Genomic DNA, 19,539 nt, shown 5'->3' with positions numbered 1-19,539 from the left:
CCCTCCCTCCCCGAGGACCGATGTCACCCACACCACCCGAAGGCGAACCCGGCGCGCCGGCCACGGCGCCCACGCCGGGCACCGCGGGAAGCCGTCGTCGGCGTACCGTTCGCCTGCGCACCCTGCTCGTCGGCCTGGCGGTCGTCCCCACCGTCGCGATGGGCACCCAGTCCGCCCTCACCGCGAACCGGTTGCTGAACCAGTCGCAGCACCTGCGTACGGACGTGGCCGCCGGTGAGCGCATCGGCGTACCCGCGTACGCGCTCATGCTCCAGCTGCAGGCCGAGCGGACCACGACCGCCGCGCGGTGGGCGGGCTCGCGGGTGTCCGGAAACGAACTGCGCGACCGGCGCGCCGCGACGGACCTGGCCGCCGACGCGTTCCGCCGGGCGGCGGGGTCCGGGCGGCCGCCGCACCACCTCGGCAGCCTCACCGACAGCCTCGACGACCTCGACGCCCAACGCGAGCGCGCGGACGCCCGCCACGGCAGCGCCGACCGCACGCTCGGCTACTACACCGACGTGATCGGCAAGACGATCGACGTCTACCAGCAGGAGTTCAGCCACACGCAGGACGCCGAGCTCACCCAGGAGAGCCGGCTGGTCACCACCATGTTCTCCGCGTCCGAACTGGTCGCGCGCGAAGAGGCCGTCCTCGCGTCGGCCGGCCCGGCCGGGGAGCTGACGACCTCGCGGTTCGCCGCCTACGTCAACGCCGTCGGGGCGCACCGGTACCTGTACGAGACGGCGATCGTGCCGTACCTGCCCGCAGCGGAGCACGACGCCTACCAGCGGATCACCGGCTCGGGCGCGTGGCAGGCGAAGACCCGGATCGAGAACGTCGTGCTGTCCGACCACGAGGACACCGCGTCCGGCGTGAAGCTGCCGCTCCAGGCGGCCGGATGGCGGACGGCGCACGACACGCTGGCCGCGCAGCTGGCCTCGCTCAACGCCGCCCGCTCGCGCGGCGTGCTCGAACGCGCCGACGCCAAGGCGACGGAACTGGAGTCCGAGGTCACCTGGCTGATCGCGGGAAGCGGCGGGGCGCTGCTGCTCGTCGCCGGCGTCGTCGTCCTCACCACGCGCTCGGTCCTGCGCCGCCTGCACGGCCTGCACGAGCGCACGGTGGCGATCGCCGAGCAGACGCTGCCCGACGTCGTCGCCCGGCTGCGGCGCGGTCAGCCCGTCGACGCGGACGCCCTGCCCGTGCCCACCGGGGCGCGGGACGAGGTCGGACGGATCAGCGACGCGTTCGCGCGGGTCGTCGCCGTGTCCGTGGACGGGCACCGGGAGCTCTCCGACGAACGCCACGGGTTCGGCCTGTTCGCCGCCGGCATCGCCGCGCGCACCGGGAACCTGGTCAGCCGCCAGCTCAGCCTGACCGAGGAGCTGCAGGACACGTTCGGCCACGACGAGGCGCTGCTCGCCCAGTTGATGCGCTCCGACCAGCTGACGGTCGGGATGCGGCGGCAGATCGAGAACCTGCTCATCCTGGCGGGCGGTGAGGTCCCGGACCCGCACACCGAACCCATGCGCGTCGCCGACCTGCTGCGCGAGGCGGCCGCCGAGGTGGAGGACTTCCGGCGGATCGAGCGGCAGGCCCTGGACGAGATCAGCGTGGAACCACGCGTGATCAGCCAGATCAGCCATCTCCTGGCGGAGCTGCTGGACAACGCGACCCGGTTCTCCCCGCCCAGGTCGAAGGTGGTCATCCGGGCCGAGCTGGTCGCCGACGGCCTGTCGGTCGAGATCGAGGACCGGGGCCCACGGGTGTCGCCCGCCAGCTACGAGGAGATGAACCGGCGGCTGCACTCCGCCCCGCCGTACGCCGTCCTGGCGCGCAACGCGCACCGGCTCGGGCTCTTCGTCGTCGGCCACCTCGCCGACCGGCTGCCCGCCACCGTCACGCTCCGCCGCTCGGTCTACGGCGGTACGGCGGCCGTGGTGATCATCCCTGGTGAGCTGCTCGTGCCGACGGAGCGCGAACCGGCGGGCGCGCCGCCGGAGCCCGCCCGCGCGGCGGCCGTCGCCGCGCCCGCGGCCGCCCGGACCCCGCCGCCGGTCCTCCGCGCCGAACGGCCCACGGGGCCCGGCGCGGAAGGAAGGCCCGCGCTCCCCAGCCGGCGCAAGGACGAGGGGGAGCGCGAGCGCGTGTACGCGGCCCCGCCCACCGCGCCGGCCGGCGACGCGCGCCCCGCCCTCCCCGAGCGCGTACCGCACACCCACATCGCCGAGCAGCTGCGCGAGCCGCGTACGGCACAACAGCCGGCCGGCCAGGACCTGGCCACCCCCGAAGAGGTGGCGGACGCCTGGGCCGACTACGAACAAGGGACCCGGAAAGTGGAAGCAGAGCTCCGACAGGACCAGCCATGACGACGACACCGAACGACATGATCTACAGCATCCTGGACAACAACCTGAGCAGGATCGCCGGCATCGAGGGGGCCGTCCTCCTGTCCAACGACGGGATCAAGCTCAGCGCCTACCTCCTGGAACGCGACCGGGCGGAGCGCATCGCCGCCGCGTCCTCGGGCATCGCGGCCACCATGAAGGCGATATCCCGGGAGATCGACGGCGGCGGGGTGATCCGGCAGCTCGTCGAGATGGACGACCGCTACCTGTGCATCGTGGGATGCGGCGAGGGCAGCACCCTGATCGTCGTCACCTCGCGCAAGGCGCGGCTGGGCGAGCTGGGCGGCGAGGCGGTACGGACCGCCCAGGCGCTCGGCGAATGGCTGGGCACCCCCGAGCGCGTTCAGGCACTCCCGTCGTAATGCCGGACGCCCCGCGGCCACGCGGCCGCCGCCGGACGCGGCTGTACGCCCTGACCGACGGCCGTACAGCCGCTCCGCGCACCGTCCTGACCATGGACACGATGATCACGGCGGCGGTCGGCGGGGACGCCCTCGGCGGCCTGCCCACCGAATGGCAGACCATCCTCGCCATGTGCCCGTCCCCCGACGGGCGGGCGGTCGCCGAGATCGCGGCGCGGATGCACATGTGCCTCACCCCCATGGCGGTCCTGCTCGGCGAACTCGCGGACCGCGGGCTGATCCGCCACCGGGCGCCCCTGGAAGGCGCCGAGACCAGCAACGTCCACCTGCTCATGAGAATCAGGGACAGCCTTGCCCACCTTTGAGACCTCAGCCCGGCGAGCGACCGGACCGGCGGAACCCGCCGGGGCGACCGAGGCCGCTCCCGTCAAGATCCTCGTCGCGGGCGGCTTCGGCGTGGGCAAGACGACGCTCGTCGAGACGATCTCCGAGATCGAGCCGCTGCGTACGGAGGAGCGCCTGACGGCCGCCGGGGTGGGCGTCGACGACCTCGACGGCATCGAGTCCAAGACGGTGACCACCGTGGCGATGGACTTCGGGCGCATCACCCTCACCGACGCCGGCGTCGTCCTCTACCTCTTCGGCACGCCCGGGCAGGAGCGCTTCTGGTTCATGTGGGATGACCTGCTGAACGGGGCGTTCGGCGCGGTCGTCCTGGTCGACACCCGGCGCCTGGACCGCAGCTTCCCGGCCGTCGACTTCTTCGAGAGCCGCGGGTTGCCGTTCGTGGTCGGCGCGAACTGCTTCCACGGCGAGCAGGCGTACACGGCCGACGAGATACGGGCGGCGCTGCACCTGCGTGACCCCGAGACGCCCGTCCTCATGCTCGACGCCCGCTCCCGCGACGACGTCCGCGACGCCCTGCTGTCCCTTCTCGACCTGCTCATCGCCAAGGCCCCGGCCACCGCGGCCCTCTGAGCGCCCCGCGAGAGCCGCGTCTTTCCCCGCCGCGCGGCCACTTCCTCCCGCTTGGCCTTCCCGGCGTGCGTCCGGCCGGAGTCGGACGGACGATGTAGCCGATGAGCGGAGTAGCTGTGACCAAGGGAAACACGGCGCCGGGCACCGACGATGCCCTCGTCGTACTGAAGAACGTCAACAAGCACTTCGGCGCGTTGCACGTGCTGCGGGACATCGACCTGACCATCCGGCGCGGCGAGGTCGTCGTCGTCATCGGGCCGTCCGGGTCGGGCAAGTCCACGCTGTGCCGTGCCATCAACCGGCTGGAGGCCATCGACTCCGGAGAGATCGCCATCGACGGCAGGCCGCTTCCGGCCGAGGGCCGCGAGCTGGCGGCGCTGCGGGCCGACGTGGGCATGGTGTTCCAGTCCTTCAACCTGTTCGCCCACAGGACCGTGCTGCAGAACGTGACACTGGGCCAGATCAAGGTCCGCAAGAAGGACAAGAAGGAAGCCGAGGACCGGGCGCGCGCGCTCCTCGAACGGGTGGGCGTGACCACCCAGGCGGACAAGTACCCCGCCCAGCTCTCCGGCGGCCAGCAGCAGCGCGTGGCGATCGCCCGGGCGCTGGCCATGGAACCGAAGGTCATGCTCTTCGACGAGCCGACCTCGGCCCTCGACCCCGAGATGATCAACGAGGTGCTGGAGGTGATGCAGCAGCTCGCCCGCGACGGCATGACGATGGTCGTCGTCACCCACGAAATGGGCTTCGCCCGGTCGGCCGCCAACCGTGTGGTCTTCATGTCGGACGGCCGGATCGTGGAGGAGACGACGCCCGACGAGTTTTTCACCAACCCGCGCAGCGACCGGGCCAAGGACTTCCTCTCGAAGATCCTGCACCACTGAGGCCGCCCCGACGGGCCCCGACGACTCCCCCCACCACGAATCCCCAGGGATGATCACCATGAAGATCCTCAAGGTCACCGCCGCGACCGCCACGGCGCTCGCGCTGTCGCTGACCGCCGCGGCCTGCGGTTCCGACGACGGCGACGACAGTGGTTCCGGCAGTGGCGGCGACAAGATCACGGTCGGCATCAAGTTCGACCAGCCGGGCCTCGGCCTGAAGACCCCGGACGGCAAGTACACGGGCTTCGACGTCGACGTGGCGACCTACGTCGCCAAGGAACTGGGCCACGAGCCCGGCGACATCGAGTGGAAGGAAGCCAAGAGCGCCGACCGGGAGACGCTCCTGGAGCGCGGCGACGTCGACTTCATCGCGGCCACCTACTCGATCAACGAGGAGCGGCAGAAGAAGGTCGACTTCGCCGGTCCCTACCTCCTGGCCCACCAGGACATCCTCGTGCGCGCGGACGACGACTCCATCAAGAAGCCCGAGGACCTGAACAACAAGAAGCTCTGCTCGGTCACCGGTTCCACCTCCGCGCAGAACGTGAAGACCGAACTCGCGCCGGACGCGCAGCTCCAGGAGTACGGCGGTTACTCCGAGTGCCTGACCGGCCTGGAGAACAAGGTCATCGACGCCCTGACCACCGACGACTCGATCCTGGCCGGTTACGCCGCGCAGCCGGAGCACCAGGGCAAGTTCAAGCTCGGCGGTTTCAAGCTGAGCAACGAGAACTACGGCATCGGTGTCCAGAAGGGCAGCGAACTGAAGGAGAGGATCAACACCGCTCTGGAGAAGATGGTCGAGGACGGCTCCTGGGACGAGTACGTCGAGAAGAACTTCGGCCCGGCCGACTACAAGAACGAGCCGGCCCCGAAGATCGGGAACATCGTCAACTGAAGCGGATCACGACCGGCGCGCCGCACCCCGTAGCGGCGCGCCGCGCCCTCCACCCACGCGGAAGTGCGGGAGACCGTGTTCGACTTTCTTGAAGGTTACGATCTGCTGGGCGCCTTCTGGGTGACGATTCAGCTCACCCTCTACTCGGCCGTCGGGTCCCTGATCTGGGGCACGCTCCTGGCCGCCATGCGGGCCAGCCCCGTCCCCCTGATGCGCGGCTTCGGAGCCGGCTACGTCAACGTCGTACGGAACATCCCGCTGACGGTGATCATCGTCTTCACCTCGCTGGGCCTCTTCCAGACGCTCGGCGTCAGCCTCGGCGCCGACGACTTCGAGACCGTCAACTTCCGGCTCGCCGTGATCGGCCTGATCGCCTACACCTCCGCGTTCGTCTGCGAGGCGCTGCGCTCCGGCATCAACACGGTGCCGGTCGGCCAGTCCGAGGCGGCGCGCGCCATCGGCCTGAGCTTCCCGCAGGTGCTGTCGCTCATCGTCCTGCCGCAGGCGTTCCGTTCCGTGGTGGGCCCGCTGGCGAACGTACTGATCGCCCTGACGAAGAACACCACGGTGGCCGCCGCGATCGGGGTCGCCGAGGCCGCGACCCTGATGCGGGAGATGATCGAGAACGAGGCGCAGCTCATCCTCATCTCGGCCATCTTCGCCTTCGGATTCATCTGCCTGACCCTCCCGACCGGCCTCTTCCTCGGCTGGGTGAGCAAGAAGGTGGCGGTGCGGCGATGACCTCCGTTCTGTACGACGTCCCCGGGCCCCGCGCCAGGCGGCGCAACGTCCTGTTCACGATCGTGTTCCTGGTCGCGCTCGCGGCGCTGGTGTGGTGGGTGGTGCGGAGCCTCGCCGACAAGAACCAGCTGGAATGGGTCAAGTGGGAGCCGTTCTTCACCGACGGCCGGTCCTGGACGACGTACATCCTGCCCGGCCTGAAGAACACCGTCATCGCCGCCGCCCTGGCCATGGTCATCGCACTGCCCCTCGGAGCGCTCTTCGGCATCGCCCGGCTCTCCGACCACCGGTGGGTGCGCGCGGTGGCCGGCACCGTCGTCGAGTTCTTCCGCGCCATCCCGGTGCTGATCCTGATGCTCTTCGCCAACGCGGCGTACTCCGAGTTCACCGACATCAGCCCCGACAACCGGCCGCTGTACGCCGTGGTCACCGGCCTGGTCCTCTACAACGCCTCGGTGCTCGCCGAGGTGGTGCGCGCCGGCATCCTGTCCCTGCCTGCCGGGCAGACGGACGCCGCCAAGGCGGTCGGCATGCGCAAGGGCCAGACGATGCGGTACGTGCTGCTGCCGCAGTCCGTCACCGCGATGCTGCCCGCGCTCGTCAGCCAGCTGGTGGTCATCGTCAAGGACACCGCGCTCGGCGGCGCCCTGCTCGGCTTCTCCGAACTGCTGGCGTCGGTGCGGCCCATGAGCGCGAACTACGGGGCGAACACCATCGCCAGCTTCACCGTAGTCGCCGTGATCTTCGTCCTGCTCAACTTCGCGCTCACCACCTTCGCCGGCTGGCTCGAACTCCGGCTGCGGCGCGGCAGGAAGTCCACGGGCGCGGTGGTCGGCGCCGACGCGGTCGCGGACCTCGCGACGCCGGGCGAGCACATGACTCCCCCCGGACCGGACCGGAGGAAAAGCTGAGCGGGCCCCGGGGCGCGGCGGCGACAATGCCGCCATGGTCGAGAGCGCCGAGCCACCGCGGGTCCTGGTCGTCGAGCACGAGGCGGAGTGCCCGCCCGGGCTGTGGGGCGGGTGGCTGACCGGGGCCGGCCTGCGCCTGGACGTCGTACGCCCCTACCTCGGCGACCCGGTGCCCGGGGGAGCCGGGGCGTACGACGGCCTCCTCGTCCTGGGCGGATCCCCCGGCCCGCTCGACGACGAGCGTCACCCGTGGCTGCCCGCCACCCGGGCTCTGCTGCGGACCGCGTTCGAACACGGCACGCCCACGTTCGGCATCTGCCTCGGAGCCGAGCTGCTGACCGTGGAGCTGGGCGGCCGCGTCGAACGCCGCCGCACGCCGCAGATAGGCGTGTACGAGCTGGAGGTGCTGCCCGCGGCTGCCGGCGACCCCGTCTTCGGGGGGCTGGCCGGCAGCCCGCCCGCCATGCTCTGGCACCTGGAGGAGATGGCCGTACTCCCTCCGGGAGCGGTCCCCCTGATGGGCGGAACCACCTCCCCGCACCAGGCCTTCCGCCTCGGCGCCCACGCCTGGGGCACCCAGTTCCATCCCGAGGCGACCCCGCGGATCGTCACCGACTGGGCCCGCGAGAGCGCCGTACTGCGCCTGGCGGGGGCCGGGGCGGACGAGATCGTCGGGCAGCTCGCCGCCGCGCGCGCCGCCACGGAGCGGACCTGGCGTCCGGTCGCCCGCCGCTGGGCCTCCCGGGTCCGCCTGCGGCACGCCGGCCGCCTGCTGCCCTCGTGAACGGCGCCGCGACACCGGGCGATATTCTCGGCCCGAGAAGCGCCTGACCAGGGCCGCGCGCGAGGAAGGGGGGTGGGTTCCGTCATGGCGACACCCATGGGCACCGTGGATCTCTTCGACCAGGAGTACGTGCTCGACCCCTTCCCGGTGTGGGACGGGCTCCGGGAGAACGCGCCGGTCCACTACGAACCGGACACCGGCCTGTGGCTGGTGAGCCGGTACGACGACGTACGGGCCGTACTGCGCGACACGCGCACCTTCCTGCCGGACAACGCGATGGACGCGATCGGCCGCTTCTCGATGCCCACCCTGCGCGTCCTCGCCCGGTCCCGGTTCGCCCTGCCTCCCACCCTCGCCAGCAACGGCGGCGAGAGCCACGCCGGCTACCGGCGCGTCATGACCCGGCTCCTGAACGCCCAGGCCGTCACCGCCGCCGTGCCGATGATCGAGCGGGTGACGGGGGAGTGCCTCGACCGGCTCGAACGGCGGCTCGACGCCGACGGCGTGTGCGACCTGGCCACCACCCTCGCGCGGGACGTCCCGCTGCGGGTCCTGCTGCGGATGCTCGGCCTCGAAGGGGCCGAGGACGTCGGCCTCGACACCCTCGCCCGCTGGGGCGACGCCTCGCTCGAACTGTTCTGGGGACGGCCGGACGCCGCCCGCCAGACCGAGCTGGCCGGGGAGGCGGCCGACTTCTACTCCTGGCTCCGAGGACTCGTGACCGCGCCGGGAGCCGCGTCGGGCACGCTGCTGGCAGCGCTCGCGGAGCACCGGCTGCCGGACGGCCGGCCCCTGCGCCCCGCCGAGTCCGCCGCGGTGCTCTACTTCATCGTCATCGCCGGTCAGGCGACCACCCGGCAGATGCTGAGCATCATGTTCCGGCGCGCGCTGGGCGAACCGGGGCGGTGGCCGCGCTTCGCGGAGGAACCGGACGGCGTGGAGCCCTGGGCCGACGAGGTCCTGCGGCGGGAGCCGCCCATCACCACCTGGCGGCGCGTCACCGCCCGGCCCGTCACGCTCAGCGGCGTGGACATCCCGGCGGGCGCGCCCCTGCTCCTGATGCTCGCCTCCACCGGATCGGACCCCGAGGTGTTCGACGACCCCGAGCAGCTCTGCCCGCACCGGCCGAACCGGCGCAAGCACCTGGCCTTCGGTGTGGGGCGGCACCGGTGCTCCGGGGCCGAACTGGCCCGTACGGAGGCCGACGTGGTGCTGCGGATGACCGCCGCCCGGCTGCCGGACCTGCGGCTCGTGGACCCCTCGACGGCCCCGGAGATGCTGGGACTGCTCTCCTTCCGGGCCCCGCTGCGCGTTCTCGTGGAGCGCGCCGCGCCCCACCCCGGAGCGGGGCGGGACGCGGCGGTCCGGTGATCAGGCGGCGGCCGGTGCGTCCTGCCGCACGGTGATCGCGTTGAGGCGGATCGTGCAGCGGGCGGTGTTCCCGACGGTCAGCGCGCTGACCTCCCCGGGGCTCAGAGCCACCGTCACGTTGGCGCAGAAGGCGACGGCGTACAGCGCGTCCCCGCCCTCCTCGTCCTGGAGGGCGAACAGCAGGTTGTAGTAGTAGCTCGTACGGTCCGCCTCCTCCCGGTAGAAGGAGAGGTGCGTGCCCTCCTGCCGGCCCAGGGCCACGAACGCGTCGGTGAGCGCCGCCTCGGCCCGGTCCCAGAACGCGGAACCGGCGGACACCGCCGGAAGGGCCTGGCGCAGGGCCTCCTTGAGCGACAGCACCATGACGCTCACCGGGGCGGTCTCCTGGAGCCCCCAACCACGGATGATCTTCACCGTCGAGCAGTGGGGGACGGCGCTCGCCGCCCGGCTGATCTCACCGAAGTCGAAGTCCACCGTCGCCGGCGCGATCGCGTGCTGGAACCCGGCCTCGATGCTCCGCGCCCGGTCCATGAAGGACGACCCCACCTCGAAGACCGTCCTGAACGTGGTCTTCTCGGCGGCGATCTGGTCAGCCATTGCTGCTCCTGGTGTGTCGGAAGTGATCGCGCCCGGCGCAAGTATGCCGTTCGCTCCCGCGCCCGGCGCACGGGGCACGGCCCGTACCGGCGTCACGTCACAGGGGCTCGCCGGGCAACCAGGACAGATCGTCCAGGTCCGGCTCCGGCACCGGCCGCGGGCCGTCCGTCAGGGGCTGTTCCACCCACATCACCTTGCCGGTCGCCGTGTACCGCGTTCCCCACCGGCCGGCGAACTGCGAGACGAGGAACAGCCCCCGGCCGCCCTCGTCCGTGGTGGCGGCCCGCCGCAGGTGCGGGGCGGTGCTGCTGCCGTCGGACACCTCGCAGATCAAACCGCGCTCGTACATCAGCCGCACATGGATCGGCTCCGACCCGTAGCGGATCGCGTTGGTGATCAGCTCGCTCAGCATCAGCTCCGTCGTGAACCCGATGTCCCCGAGTCCCCAGGTCTCCAGCTGCCGGCCGCACGCCGCACGGACCGGGCCGACGGCCGCCGGGTCGGACGGGACGTCCCAGTCGGCGACCCGGTCGCGGTCGAGCAGATGCGTGCGGGCCACCAGCAGCGCGATGTCGTCCCGGCGGTGCGCGGGCAGCATCGCGCCGAACACGGCCTGACAGGTCTCCTCGGGTGAGGGGTTCGCGGGGTCCGCGAGCGTCTGGCGCAGCAGGCGCAGACCGGTGTCGATGTCGCGGTCGCGGTGCTCGATGAGCCCGTCGGTGTAGAGGACGAGCCGGCTGCCCTCCGGCAGCCGCACCTCGGCCGTCTCGAACGGGAGGCCGTGCAGGCCCAGCGGCGGGAAGACCGGCACGTCGAGGATCTCCACCGTGCCGTCGGGGCGGACGAGCGCGGGCGCGAAGTGGCCCGCCGTGGCCATGGCGCACACCCCGGAGACCGGATCGTAGATGGCGTACAGGCAGGTGGCGCCCGAGATGCCGTCACCGTCGTCGTCGCCCTCCTCTTCGTCGATGCGCGAGACCAGCTCGTCGAGGTGGCCCAGCAGCTCGTCCGGCGAGAGGTCCAGGGCGGAGAAGTTGTGGACGGCGGTGCGCAGCCGGCCCATGGTGGCGGCGGCGTGCAGCCCGTGCCCGACGACGTCGCCGACGACCAGGGCCACCCGGGCTCCGGGCAGCGGGATGACGTCGAACCAGTCGCCGCCCACCCCGGCCTGCGCGGGCAGGTAGCGGTAGGCGACGTCCAGGGCGTCCTGCTCGGGCAGGCTGCGCGGCAGCAGACTGCGCTGGAGGGTCACGGCCATGGCGTGCTCGCGCGTGAAGCGGCGGGCGTTGTCGATGGCGACGGCGGCGCGCGCGGCGAGCTCCTCGGCGAAGGCCAGGTCCTCCTCCCCGAAGCGTCCGGTGGGCGCCGCGCGCCAGAAGTTGGCCATGCCCAGGACCACTCCCCGCGCCTGCAACGGCACCGACACCAGGGACCGGATGCCGAAAGCGAGGGCCCGGTCGGCTCCCTCGGGGTCCTGCGAACGCCAGCCGCGGGCGCCCGCCAGATCGGCCTCCAGCACCGCGTGGCCGCCCGCCAGGGCCGCCGCCATCGGCGTGGTGGGGACGACGAACCGGATCAGGTCGCCCACCGGCTGGAAGGGGCGGTCGGCGCCGCCGCCGCTCACCGCCGCGCGGCGCATCTCGGTGTGGGCGCCGTTCGGCTCCTCGCCGCGCAGTACGGGGTCCAGCAGCTCGACCGTGGCGAAGTCCGCGAACCCGGGCACGGCCACCTCCGCCAGCTCCTCGGCGGTACGGACCACGTCCAGCGTGGTGCCGATCCGCACGCCCGCCTCGTACAGCAGCTTCAGCCGCTCCCGGGCCACCTCCGCCGCGCCGGACAGGGCCCGCAGCTCGGTGGTGTCGCGGAGCGTCGCGGCGGTGCCGGGGAGGCCGCCGTACGGGGCGGTCGGCCGGGTGTTGACGGCCAGCAGCCGGTCCCCGGCCAGGTGGACCTCGTCGGTCACGGTGCGGCCGGAGACCAGGAGCCCGGCGACCGAGTCGTCGAGGCCGAGGTCGGTGATCAGCTGCCCCTCCGCCCCCGGCGGCAGTTCGAGGAGCCTGCGGGCCTCGTCGTTGGCCAGCGTCAGCCGGCCGTCGTCGCCGACGATGAGCACCCCCTCGCGCACGGCGTGCAGAACCGCGTCGTGATGTTCGTACATCCGGGTCATCTCGGTCGGTCCGAGGCCGTGCGTCTGGCGCCGCAGCCGCCTGCTCACGATGACGGCGCTGCCGGTGGCCAGGGCGAGGGCGGCGGCCCCGGAAGCGAGGAGTATGGGCAGGTGGCGGTCCACGGCGTCCCCGACGTTGTCGACCGTGACACCCGCGGCGACCAGGCCCACGACGGTTCCGCGGGCATCGGTGACGGGGACGACGGCCCGCGCCGCGTCGTTCGGGGCGCCCTTGAAGATCTCGGTGAAGGACTCACCGGCCGCCGCGCGCCCTACCCCCTCGGCCCGCAGGCCGATCAGGGCCGGATCGGTGTCGGCGTACCGGGTGCCGTTCGGGGCCATCACGGCGATGAAGTCGACGCCGGACCCTCGCTGGGCCGCGATCGTGGAGGCGCGCAGCGCGGTGGCCGGGTCGGCGGAGCGCAGGGCCCCGGCCGTGCCGGGGGCGTCCGCGAAGCCCTCCGCGACGGCCAGGCAGCGGTTGCGGGCGTCGCCCTCGCTGTCGCGGCGGGTCTGGAACGCGAGCGCGACGACGGCGGCGGTGATCAGCAGCACCGCGACGACGATCTGGAGCAGGAGCACCTGGCTCGCGGCGCTGCGCACCTCCAGCCGGGAGCGCACTCCCCGCCGGGACGAGCGCGGTGACCCGCCACCCCTGGATCGTCCGGGACGTCCGCTCATGCACTATTTCTAGCATTCTGCGGGAATTGTCGGGCGGGCCATTGGTCTGCCTGCCCGGGCGAGGCACCCGTGCGGGGTCCCGTCCGGGCAGGCAGCCGGTCGTTCTAGTACGGGCCGTTCACGTTGTCGATCGAGCCGTAGCGGTCGGCGGCGTAGTTGCACGCGGCGGTGATGTTGGCGACCGGGTCGTAGCTGTCCATCGACGTACCGGGCACGTGGTAGGCCGCGAACGTGGGCGCGATGACCTGGAGCAGGCCCTTGGACGGCGTACCGGCCACGGCGTTGGAGTCCCAGTTGTTGATGGCCCTCGGGTTGCCCGAGGACTCGCGCATGATGTTGCGGTGGATGCCCTCGTACGTGCCGGGGATGCCGTGCTTGGCCATGATGGCCAGCGACTCCTTGATCCAGCCGTCCAGGTCGTTCGTGTACGGCGTGGTCTTGGCCACGGCGGCACGGGCCTGCGAGCGGTCGGCGCGGTCGGCGGCCGGGGTGGCCTTCGCCGCGGGCTTCGCCGGGGCCTTGGCCTTGGCGCCGATCGTCAGCTTGAGGCCGGGGTGGATCAGCGAGGGGTTGCCGCCGACGACCTCGCGGTTGTCCTCGTACAGCTCCTGCCAGCCGCCGCGCACGTCCTGCTCGTCGGCGATCTTCGACAGGTAGTCGCCGGAGACCACGGAGTAGGTCTTGGTGCCGGCCTTCTTCTGCGGCGCGGCCTTCTCGGCGGCGGCCGGGGCGGCGGCCTTGCCGGCGGACGCGGCGGCCGGAGCCGACTTCTCCGCGGCGTTGGCGCCGGTGGCGGCGATGAGGGGAAGCGCGAGTACGGCTCCACCGGCTCCGGCGGCGGCGAAACCGCGGGTGAGCGGGTTGGACCTCGGGCGGCGGTGCTTACCCTTTGCGGGCATGGAACATTCCTCTCCGGCGCCTACGAGGTGAGCTGTCGGGTTCGGACTGGAGATGTCCGGCCGCGCCGTGGCGCGACTTCACCCCAAAGCCGGTCCGGAAGTGGAAATTCCGGTTGGCCGGCGTACTTACCTGGGTCCCCCGCTCCTGCCACGCGTGAGTGAGTGTGAGTGCGGATTCCGGGAGGTGGCAGGATTCGGCGGTCCACCCGGATTGACGGTGACGGTAAGCCGACGCGGCTCCCCCGTACAAGCCAGTCCATTCATGCGGTCATCGCCGCACGGGAATTACCGCCGCAATTCCCGTCACCCTCCGTGGATTACGGATCTTTGCGCCCCGCCTGTGAACAGGCATGTGCTCCCGGCGCCCCGCCACGCACCGTCACAAATATGATCCTGCTCACCAGCGCTCTCACCAGCCCCCGCACTCTCAGGGTGAGTTGACCGGCAATCGCCCGTTTCACCCCAACTGCAACTTATGCGTCATCTTATGGGCGTAAAGTCGACAATTGGGGCTGACGTCTCCCACCGGCCCACCTGGATCACCACAGAGATCATTGCCTCAGGAACCCATGTCGTATCGTCGAAACGCGCCGAAGTCGGCGAGCAGCGCCGACGGCAGACTTCAGGAGCCCGATGTGACACAGCAGCTGCCGCAGGTCCCGTCGACCGAGTCCGAGCCGGAGCTCGCCTCGGTGCGCAACTTCCGCGACGTGGGCGGGCTGCCGACGGTGGACGGGCGGCGGGTGCGGCACGGAGTGCTCTTCCGCAGCGGTCATCTGGCGCACGCCTCCGCCGCCGACGCGGCGTACCTCGGCTCGCTCGGCCTCCACACCATCTTCGACTTCCGCAACGCGGCCGACCAGAAGCTGGAGGGGCCGGACGTCGAGCTGCCGGGTGTGCGCAACGTCAACCTGCCGCTGACCGACCCGGCCGACGGCGCCGTGTTCTGGAAGATGGTCCGCGACGGGAACCTGGACGAGCTGCGCGAGATCCTCGCGGACGGCAAGGCCGCCGGCCGGATGTCGGCGACGTACCGGGTGATCATCAAGGAGCGGACGGCCGAGCACAGCCAGGTGCTGCACGCGCTGGCCGAGGACAGCGTCCCCGCGCTGATGCACTGCGCCGCGGGCAAGGACCGCGCGGGCCTGTCGATAGCGGTGACCCTGCTCGCGCTCGGCGTCGAGCGCGAGGCCATCGAGGCCGACTACCTCAAGTCGAACGACCCGCGCCGCCGCTACAAGGTCCACCGCAGCGACGACTCGTCGGCCGGGATGTCGCCGGAGGTCATGGAGCTGCTCAGCCCGCTCTTCGAGGCCCGCGCGGAGTACCTGGCCGCCGCCTTCGAGACGATCGAGGAGATCTGGGGAACCACCGACCGCTATCTCGCCGAGGGTCTGAAGGTCACGCCCGAGGTCCGCGAGCGACTGCGGACGCGTCTGCTCGACGCGAGCTGACCGCCGCGCGTCGAGGAGCGCGCCTTGATGAGCGCGAGTCGGTGAGCGCGAGTTGATCAGGGTGAACCGATCAGCGTGAGCCGCCGAGTGTGAAGAGCAGGTAGACAAAGGCCGCGAACAGGTGGCCCGCGACGAAGTACACGAACAGGCGGATCGCCAGACCCCGCGGGATCCTGTCCTCGACGAAGCGTCGCGCGGTGAGCTTCCGGTCCGGCATGTCAGGTCTCCTGGGGTAGGCACAGCCCGGCGGTGGCGCTCTGCAGCAGCGTGTGGACGAACAGCAGGTCGGTCCCCTCCGGGCCGGCCGCCGCGATGCGGTGCGGGGTCAGCGAGTCGAAGTGCGCGCTGTCCCCCGGGTCGAGGTGGTGGATGCTCTCGCCGAGCGCGAGCCGCAGCCGCCCCGACAGGACGTACAGCCACTCCTCGCCGGGATGGACGCGCACCAGGTCGCCCTGGGCGCCGTACGGCACGTGCACCCGCAGCGCCTGCATGGCGCGCCCGGAGCCGCCGGCCCGGTGGTACGTCCAGCCGTCGGCCTCCCGCGCCCGCGCCTCGTCGGCGCGCAGTACGGCGTCGCGGTCGCCCGGGGTCTCTCCGAGCAGCGCGGAGACCGTCGTACCGTAGACACGGGCCACCGCCAGCAGCATCGGCAGTGAGGGCTGGCGCTGCCCCGTCTCCAGACGGGACAGATGAGCGGGTGAGAGCCCGGCGCGGCGGGCGGCGGCCTCCAGCGTGAGACCGCTGTGCCGGCGCAGGTCGCGCAGGCGCGGGGCGACGGAGGGCATCGCCCCCTCGGCCGGCTCTTCGAGGCGGGGTGTCATGCCTCCATTGGGCCAGAGCGCTTACCCCGGAGGCAAACCCTTTGCCCGAGAGGCAAAAACTACCGGTTGGCGACCGCCTGCTTCACCAGGGTCCGGCCGAAGTCCCACATCAGCCCGCCGCCGCTGTGCGCGTCGTCCATCACGGCGGTGAACGCGGCGACGAAGCGCTCCACCTCCGCCTCCCCCACGATCAGCGGCGGGATGAGCTTGATCACCTCGAGGTGGTCTCCGGAGACCTGCGTGAGGATCCGGTGCTTCTGGAGCAGCGGTACGACGACCATCTGCGCGAAGAGCCCCTTGCGGGCGGCCTGCAGCATGGTCCAGCGGCTCCGCAGCTTCAGCGAGCTCGGGCGGCCGAACTCGATGCCGATCATGAGCCCGCGCCCGCGTACGTCGTGCAGCAGTTCGTAGCGGTCGACCAGCGCGGTCAGCCGCTCGCGCAGCAGGTCGCCGGAGCGCCGGGCGTTCGCGACGATCTCCTGGTCCTCCATCACCGTGAGAACGGCGAGGCCCGCCGCCATGGCCTGCGCGTTCGAGCCGAAGCTGGCCGAGTGGACCAGCACCCGGTCCATCGACGAGTAGACGCGTTTGAAGATCCAGTCCTTGCCGAGAGTCGCGCCGACCGGCACATAGCCGCCCGAAAGCGCCTTCGCGACGCACAGCAGATCGGGCTCGACGCCCTCCTCGTGCTGGTAGGCGTAGAAGTCGCCGGTGCGTCCCAGGCCCGTCTGCACCTCGTCCACGATCAGCAGGGCCTTGTGCCGGCGCAGCAGGTCCTGGGCGGCCCGCAGGAATCCCGGCGGGGCGTCGTGCACCCCCTTGCCCTGGATCGGCTCCACGACGAAGCCGGCCACGTCACCGCGCTTCAGCTCCCGCTCCAGGGCGTCCAGGTCGCCGAGGGCGATCGCCGTGTCGGGCAGCAGAGGCGCGAAGCCGTCCCGGAAGCCTGCCTCGCCGTTCACCGAGAGCGAGCCCGTCGTCAGACCGTGGAAGGCGTGCGCGCAGTACAGGATCCTGGGCCGGCCCGTCGCGAAGCGGGCGAACTTGAGCGCGGTCTCCACGGCCTCCGTACCGCTGTTGCCGAAGAAGACCCGGTCCAGGTGAGGGCTGTGCGTGAGCAGCTTCTCGGCGAGCAGTCCGGGCAGGGGCTGGCAGTCGAAGCGCGTCAGGTCGGCGAGCTGGGCGTCGAGGACGTCGTGCAGCGCCCGGCGTACGACGGGGTGGTGCCGGCCCAGGCCCATGACGCCGAAGCCGGCGAGCATGTCGAGGTAGTCGTTTCCTTCGGCGTCCCAGAAGTAGGCGCCCTCGGCCCGCTCGTAGACCTTGTCGAAGCCGATGGTGTGCAGCATGCGGGGCAGCTGGTGGTTCAGGTGCCTGGCGTGCAGCGCGTAGCGCTCGTCCCCGCGTTCCGCGAGGAGCTTCGCCAGGTCGAACCCCTGCGGGGCGACGTCCGTCATCGCGCGGTCTCCTTCGTGTTCCCCCACGGAGCGGCCCGGCCTTCACCGGCTGCCAGGGCGAGGCTGATGCGGCCGGCCACCGACGCGGGCGTGAGCCCGATGTCGGCCAGCACCTCACCGCGTTTCGCGTGCGCGAGGAACTGCTCGGGGATGCCGTACGTCCGCAGCGGTACGTCGGTGCCGGCGTCCCGCAGCGCCTGCCCGACGGCCGAACCCACCCCGCCGCTGCGGCTGTTGTCCTCGACGACCGCGACGAGGCGGTGGCGCCGCGCGAGCGGCGCGAGCTGTTCGTCGACGGGCTTGACCCAGCGCGGGTCGACGACCGTGCAGCCGATGCCGCGCTCCGCCAGCAGCCCGGCCGTCTCCAGGCAGACGGACGCGAGCGCGCCGACGGAGACCAGCAGGACGTCGGGCTCGTCGGCTTCGCTTTCGCTCAGCACGTCCATGCCGCCGACCCGGCGGACGGCGGGAATCACCGGTCCTACCGATTCCTTGGGGAAGCGCAGGACGGTCGGCGCGTCGTCGACGTCCACCGCCTCCCGGAGCTGGGCGCGCAGCTGCTCGGCGTCGCGCGGCGCGGCGATCCGCAGGCCCGGCACGACCTGCAGCAGCGACATGTCCCACATGCCGTTGTGCGAGGGCCCGTCGACCCCCGTGACGCCCGCCCGGTCGAGGACGAAGGTCACCCCGCACCTGTGCAGCGCCACGTCCATGAGCACCTGGTCGAAGGCACGGTTGAGGAAGGTCGCGTAGACGGCGACGACGGGGTGGAGTCCGCCGGTGGCGAGCCCCGCGGCGCAGACCGCGGCGTGCTGCTCGGCGATGCCGACGTCCCAGACCCGGTCGGGGAAGGCGGCGGCGAACTTGGTCAGTCCCACGGGGTGCAGCATGGCCGCCGTGATCGCGACGACGTCCGGCCGCCGCGCGCCGATCCTCGCGATCTCGTCGCCGAACACGGAGGTCCAGGACGGCCCGTCGGCTGGCGCGAGGGGGGCGCAGGTGAGCGGGTCCATCGCGCCGACCGCGTGGAACCGGTCGGCCTCGTCCTGCTCGGCGGCGGCGTAACCGCGCCCCTTCTCCGTCAGGCAGTGCACCAGCACCGGCCCGTGGAAACGCTTCGCGCGGCGGAGGGCGGACTCGACGGCCGCGATGTCGTGGCCGTCGATCGGCCCGACGTACTTCAGGCCGAGGTCCTCGAACATGCCCTGCGGGGCGATGAAGTCCTTGAAGCCCTTCTTCGCCCCGTGCAGCGACCCGTACAGCGGCTGCCCGATGACCGGGGTGTGCTGGAGCACGTCCTTGCCCCAGGCGAGGAACCGCTCGTACCCGTCCGTCGTGCGGAGCGTGGCGAGGTGGTCGGCGAGGCCGCCGATGGTGGGCGCGTACGAACGTTCGTTGTCGTTGACGACGATGATCAGCGGCCGGTCGCGGGCGGCGGCGATGTTGTTGATGGCCTCCCAGGCCATGCCGCCGGTCAGCGCGCCGTCCCCGATCACGGCGACGACGTGGTCGCTCCGGCCGCGCACCTGGTTCGCCTTGGCCAGGCCGTCGGCCCAGCCGAGGACCGTCGAGGCGTGCGAGTTCTCGATGACGTCGTGCTCGGACTCCTCGCGCGACGGATAGCCGGAGAGGCCGCCCTTGCCGCGCAGCTTGGAGAAGTCCTGCCGGCCGGTCAGCAGTTTGTGCACGTAACTCTGGTGGCCGGTGTCCCACAGGACGCGGTCGACGGGAGAGTCGAACACCCGGTGCAGGGCGATGGTCAGTTCCACCACCCCGAGGTTGGGCCCGAGGTGGCCGCCGGTCCGGGCCACCGCCCGGACCAGGAACTCCCGGATCTCGGACGACAGCTGACAGATCTCGGCCTCTGTCAGCCCCTTCAGGTCGCGCGGCCCCCGGATACTTTCCAAGATCGTCACGCTCGGGCCCCCTCTCTGGTTCCTTCAGCTCACGGTGACGGCGGGCGCCCCCGAAGGGCTGCCCTCCTCCTCCATACCTGCGGCGATCTTCATGGCCTCTTCGATGAGCGTCTCGACGATCTTCGACTCGGGAACGGTCTTGATGACCTCGCCCTTGACGAAGATCTGCCCCTTGCCGTTGCCGGACGCGACCCCGAGGTCCGCCTC

General features: G+C 71.8%; 18 protein-coding genes, 1 pseudogene and 1 riboswitch. Of the genes and pseudogenes, 11 read left to right on the top strand and 8 right to left on the bottom strand.

Annotated features, from left to right (window positions below; translation table 11 throughout):
* The 10 genes from E2E34_RS16825 to E2E34_RS16780 all read left to right on the top strand — a co-directional run.
* The coding region (locus E2E34_RS16825) for a sensor histidine kinase (protein ID WP_341870226.1) at nucleotides 1-2,372 on the top strand (2,372 nt) is incomplete at its 5' end.
* Nucleotides 2,369-2,773, top strand: a complete 405-nt coding sequence (locus tag E2E34_RS16820) for a roadblock/LC7 domain-containing protein (protein ID WP_138902728.1) — start codon at nucleotides 2,369-2,371, stop codon at nucleotides 2,771-2,773. The genes E2E34_RS16825 and E2E34_RS16820, both read left to right, overlap by 4 nt.
* Complete coding sequence (locus E2E34_RS16815) at nucleotides 2,773-3,138, top strand: DUF742 domain-containing protein (RefSeq protein WP_138902727.1); 366 nt, start codon at nucleotides 2,773-2,775, stop codon at nucleotides 3,136-3,138. Before E2E34_RS16820 ends, E2E34_RS16815 begins: the two co-directional genes overlap by 1 nt.
* Before the next feature lie 67 nt (nucleotides 3,139-3,205).
* On the top strand, nucleotides 3,206-3,751 hold the full coding sequence (locus tag E2E34_RS16810; RefSeq protein ID WP_138902733.1) for a GTP-binding protein: 546 nt from the start codon (nucleotides 3,206-3,208) through the stop codon (nucleotides 3,749-3,751).
* A 101-nt stretch (nucleotides 3,752-3,852) separates the two neighbouring features.
* Complete coding sequence (locus E2E34_RS16805) at nucleotides 3,853-4,635, top strand: amino acid ABC transporter ATP-binding protein (RefSeq protein ID WP_138902726.1); 783 nt, start codon at nucleotides 3,853-3,855, stop codon at nucleotides 4,633-4,635.
* Nucleotides 4,636-4,693: 58 nt separating this feature from the next.
* Nucleotides 4,694-5,533 carry a glutamate ABC transporter substrate-binding protein gene (locus E2E34_RS16800; RefSeq protein WP_138902725.1) on the top strand — a complete coding sequence of 280 codons (840 nt, stop codon included), beginning with the start codon at nucleotides 4,694-4,696 and terminating at the stop codon, nucleotides 5,531-5,533.
* 75 nt (nucleotides 5,534-5,608) lie between these two features.
* Nucleotides 5,609-6,274, top strand: a complete 666-nt coding sequence (locus tag E2E34_RS16795; RefSeq protein WP_138902732.1) for an amino acid ABC transporter permease — start codon at nucleotides 5,609-5,611, stop codon at nucleotides 6,272-6,274.
* Entirely contained in the window at nucleotides 6,271-7,185 is a 915-nt protein-coding gene (locus E2E34_RS16790) for an amino acid ABC transporter permease (RefSeq protein ID WP_138902724.1), read from the top strand. Before E2E34_RS16795 ends, E2E34_RS16790 begins: the two co-directional genes overlap by 4 nt.
* A 34-nt stretch (nucleotides 7,186-7,219) precedes the next feature.
* Nucleotides 7,220-7,969, top strand: a complete 750-nt coding sequence (locus tag E2E34_RS16785; protein WP_138902723.1) for a type 1 glutamine amidotransferase — start codon at nucleotides 7,220-7,222, stop codon at nucleotides 7,967-7,969.
* 84 nt (nucleotides 7,970-8,053) lie between these two features.
* Nucleotides 8,054-9,340 carry a cytochrome P450 gene (locus E2E34_RS16780; protein WP_244315802.1) on the top strand — a complete coding sequence of 429 codons (1,287 nt, stop codon included), beginning with the start codon at nucleotides 8,054-8,056 and terminating at the stop codon, nucleotides 9,338-9,340.
* Here E2E34_RS16780 and E2E34_RS16775 read toward each other — a convergent pair whose 3' ends face one another.
* The 3 genes from E2E34_RS16775 to E2E34_RS16765 all read right to left on the bottom strand — a co-directional run bounded on the left by E2E34_RS16775 (nucleotide 9,341) and on the right by E2E34_RS16765 (nucleotide 13,684).
* Complete coding sequence (locus E2E34_RS16775; RefSeq protein WP_138902722.1) at nucleotides 9,341-9,937, bottom strand: Type-2Aa cytolytic delta-endotoxin; 597 nt, start codon at nucleotides 9,935-9,937, stop codon at nucleotides 9,341-9,343.
* Nucleotides 9,938-10,034: 97 nt separating this feature from the next.
* Nucleotides 10,035-12,785: a SpoIIE family protein phosphatase gene (locus E2E34_RS16770; protein ID WP_138902721.1), complete on the bottom strand. Its 2,751-nt coding sequence runs from the start codon at nucleotides 12,783-12,785 to the stop codon at nucleotides 10,035-10,037.
* Between the two features lie 104 nt (nucleotides 12,786-12,889).
* Complete coding sequence (locus E2E34_RS16765) at nucleotides 12,890-13,684, bottom strand: LysM peptidoglycan-binding domain-containing protein (protein ID WP_138902720.1); 795 nt, start codon at nucleotides 13,682-13,684, stop codon at nucleotides 12,890-12,892.
* Between the two features lie 2 nt (nucleotides 13,685-13,686).
* Nucleotides 13,687-13,859: riboswitch (cyclic di-AMP (ydaO/yuaA leader) on the bottom strand.
* A 460-nt stretch (nucleotides 13,860-14,319) separates the two neighbouring features.
* Between E2E34_RS16765 and E2E34_RS16760 the strand changes: the two genes are divergently transcribed.
* Complete coding sequence (locus E2E34_RS16760) at nucleotides 14,320-15,138, top strand: tyrosine-protein phosphatase (protein ID WP_167518300.1); 819 nt, start codon at nucleotides 14,320-14,322, stop codon at nucleotides 15,136-15,138.
* 70 nt (nucleotides 15,139-15,208) lie between these two features.
* On the opposite strand, the gene E2E34_RS35470 is transcribed toward E2E34_RS16760, so the two are convergent.
* The 5 genes and pseudogenes from E2E34_RS35470 to E2E34_RS16740 all read right to left on the bottom strand — a co-directional run.
* Nucleotides 15,209-15,355 carry a DUF6126 family protein gene (locus tag E2E34_RS35470; protein ID WP_167518299.1) on the bottom strand — a complete coding sequence of 49 codons (147 nt, stop codon included), beginning with the start codon at nucleotides 15,353-15,355 and terminating at the stop codon, nucleotides 15,209-15,211.
* Nucleotide 15,356: 1 nt separating this feature from the next.
* Nucleotides 15,357-15,959 (bottom strand): helix-turn-helix domain-containing protein, encoded by a 603-nt coding sequence (locus tag E2E34_RS16755; protein ID WP_244315800.1) that lies wholly within the window; start codon nucleotides 15,957-15,959, stop codon nucleotides 15,357-15,359.
* Between the two features lie 59 nt (nucleotides 15,960-16,018).
* Complete coding sequence (locus tag E2E34_RS16750; RefSeq protein WP_138902718.1) at nucleotides 16,019-17,416, bottom strand: aspartate aminotransferase family protein; 1,398 nt, start codon at nucleotides 17,414-17,416, stop codon at nucleotides 16,019-16,021.
* Nucleotides 17,413-19,332, bottom strand: coding sequence for a 1-deoxy-D-xylulose-5-phosphate synthase (dxs, locus tag E2E34_RS16745; protein WP_138902717.1), 1,920 nt, complete (start codon nucleotides 19,330-19,332; stop codon nucleotides 17,413-17,415). The genes E2E34_RS16750 and dxs overlap by 4 nt, the downstream gene beginning before the upstream one ends.
* Nucleotides 19,333-19,356: 24 nt before the next feature.
* A pseudogene (locus E2E34_RS16740) lies at nucleotides 19,357-19,539 on the bottom strand (flavodoxin-dependent (E)-4-hydroxy-3-methylbut-2-enyl-diphosphate synthase); the annotation flags it as partial.

Origin of the sequence: Streptomyces albidochromogenes (assembly GCF_005981925.1) — a bacterium.
Lineage (GTDB): Bacteria > Actinomycetota > Actinomycetes > Streptomycetales > Streptomycetaceae > Streptomyces > Streptomyces albidochromogenes.
The sequence above is the reverse complement of the archived record's forward strand: the minus strand, read 5'-3'. Positions and strand labels throughout refer to the sequence as shown.

Bases quoted from the DNA above. Each gene is read 5' to 3' on its own strand.
- E2E34_RS16820 (WP_138902728.1), top strand. From the start codon at position 2,369: ATGACGACGACACCGAACGACATGATCTACAGCATCCTGGACAACAAC.
- E2E34_RS16815 (WP_138902727.1), top strand. From the start codon at position 2,773: ATGCCGGACGCCCCGCGGCCACGCGGCCGCCGCCGGACGCGGCTGTAC.
- E2E34_RS16805 (WP_138902726.1), top strand. From the start codon at position 3,853: ATGAGCGGAGTAGCTGTGACCAAGGGAAACACGGCGCCGGGCACCGAC.
- E2E34_RS16800 (WP_138902725.1), top strand. From the start codon at position 4,694: ATGAAGATCCTCAAGGTCACCGCCGCGACCGCCACGGCGCTCGCGCTG.
- E2E34_RS16790 (WP_138902724.1), top strand. From the start codon at position 6,271: ATGACCTCCGTTCTGTACGACGTCCCCGGGCCCCGCGCCAGGCGGCGC.
- E2E34_RS16785 (WP_138902723.1), top strand. From the start codon at position 7,220: ATGGTCGAGAGCGCCGAGCCACCGCGGGTCCTGGTCGTCGAGCACGAG.
- E2E34_RS16780 (WP_244315802.1), top strand. From the start codon at position 8,054: ATGGCGACACCCATGGGCACCGTGGATCTCTTCGACCAGGAGTACGTG.
- E2E34_RS16775 (WP_138902722.1), bottom strand. From the start codon at position 9,937: ATGGCTGACCAGATCGCCGCCGAGAAGACCACGTTCAGGACGGTCTTC.
- E2E34_RS16770 (WP_138902721.1), bottom strand. From the start codon at position 12,785: ATGAGCGGACGTCCCGGACGATCCAGGGGTGGCGGGTCACCGCGCTCG.
- E2E34_RS16765 (WP_138902720.1), bottom strand. From the start codon at position 13,684: ATGCCCGCAAAGGGTAAGCACCGCCGCCCGAGGTCCAACCCGCTCACC.
- E2E34_RS35470 (WP_167518299.1), bottom strand. From the start codon at position 15,355: ATGCCGGACCGGAAGCTCACCGCGCGACGCTTCGTCGAGGACAGGATC.
- E2E34_RS16755 (WP_244315800.1), bottom strand. From the start codon at position 15,959: ATGACACCCCGCCTCGAAGAGCCGGCCGAGGGGGCGATGCCCTCCGTC.
- E2E34_RS16750 (WP_138902718.1), bottom strand. From the start codon at position 17,416: ATGACGGACGTCGCCCCGCAGGGGTTCGACCTGGCGAAGCTCCTCGCG.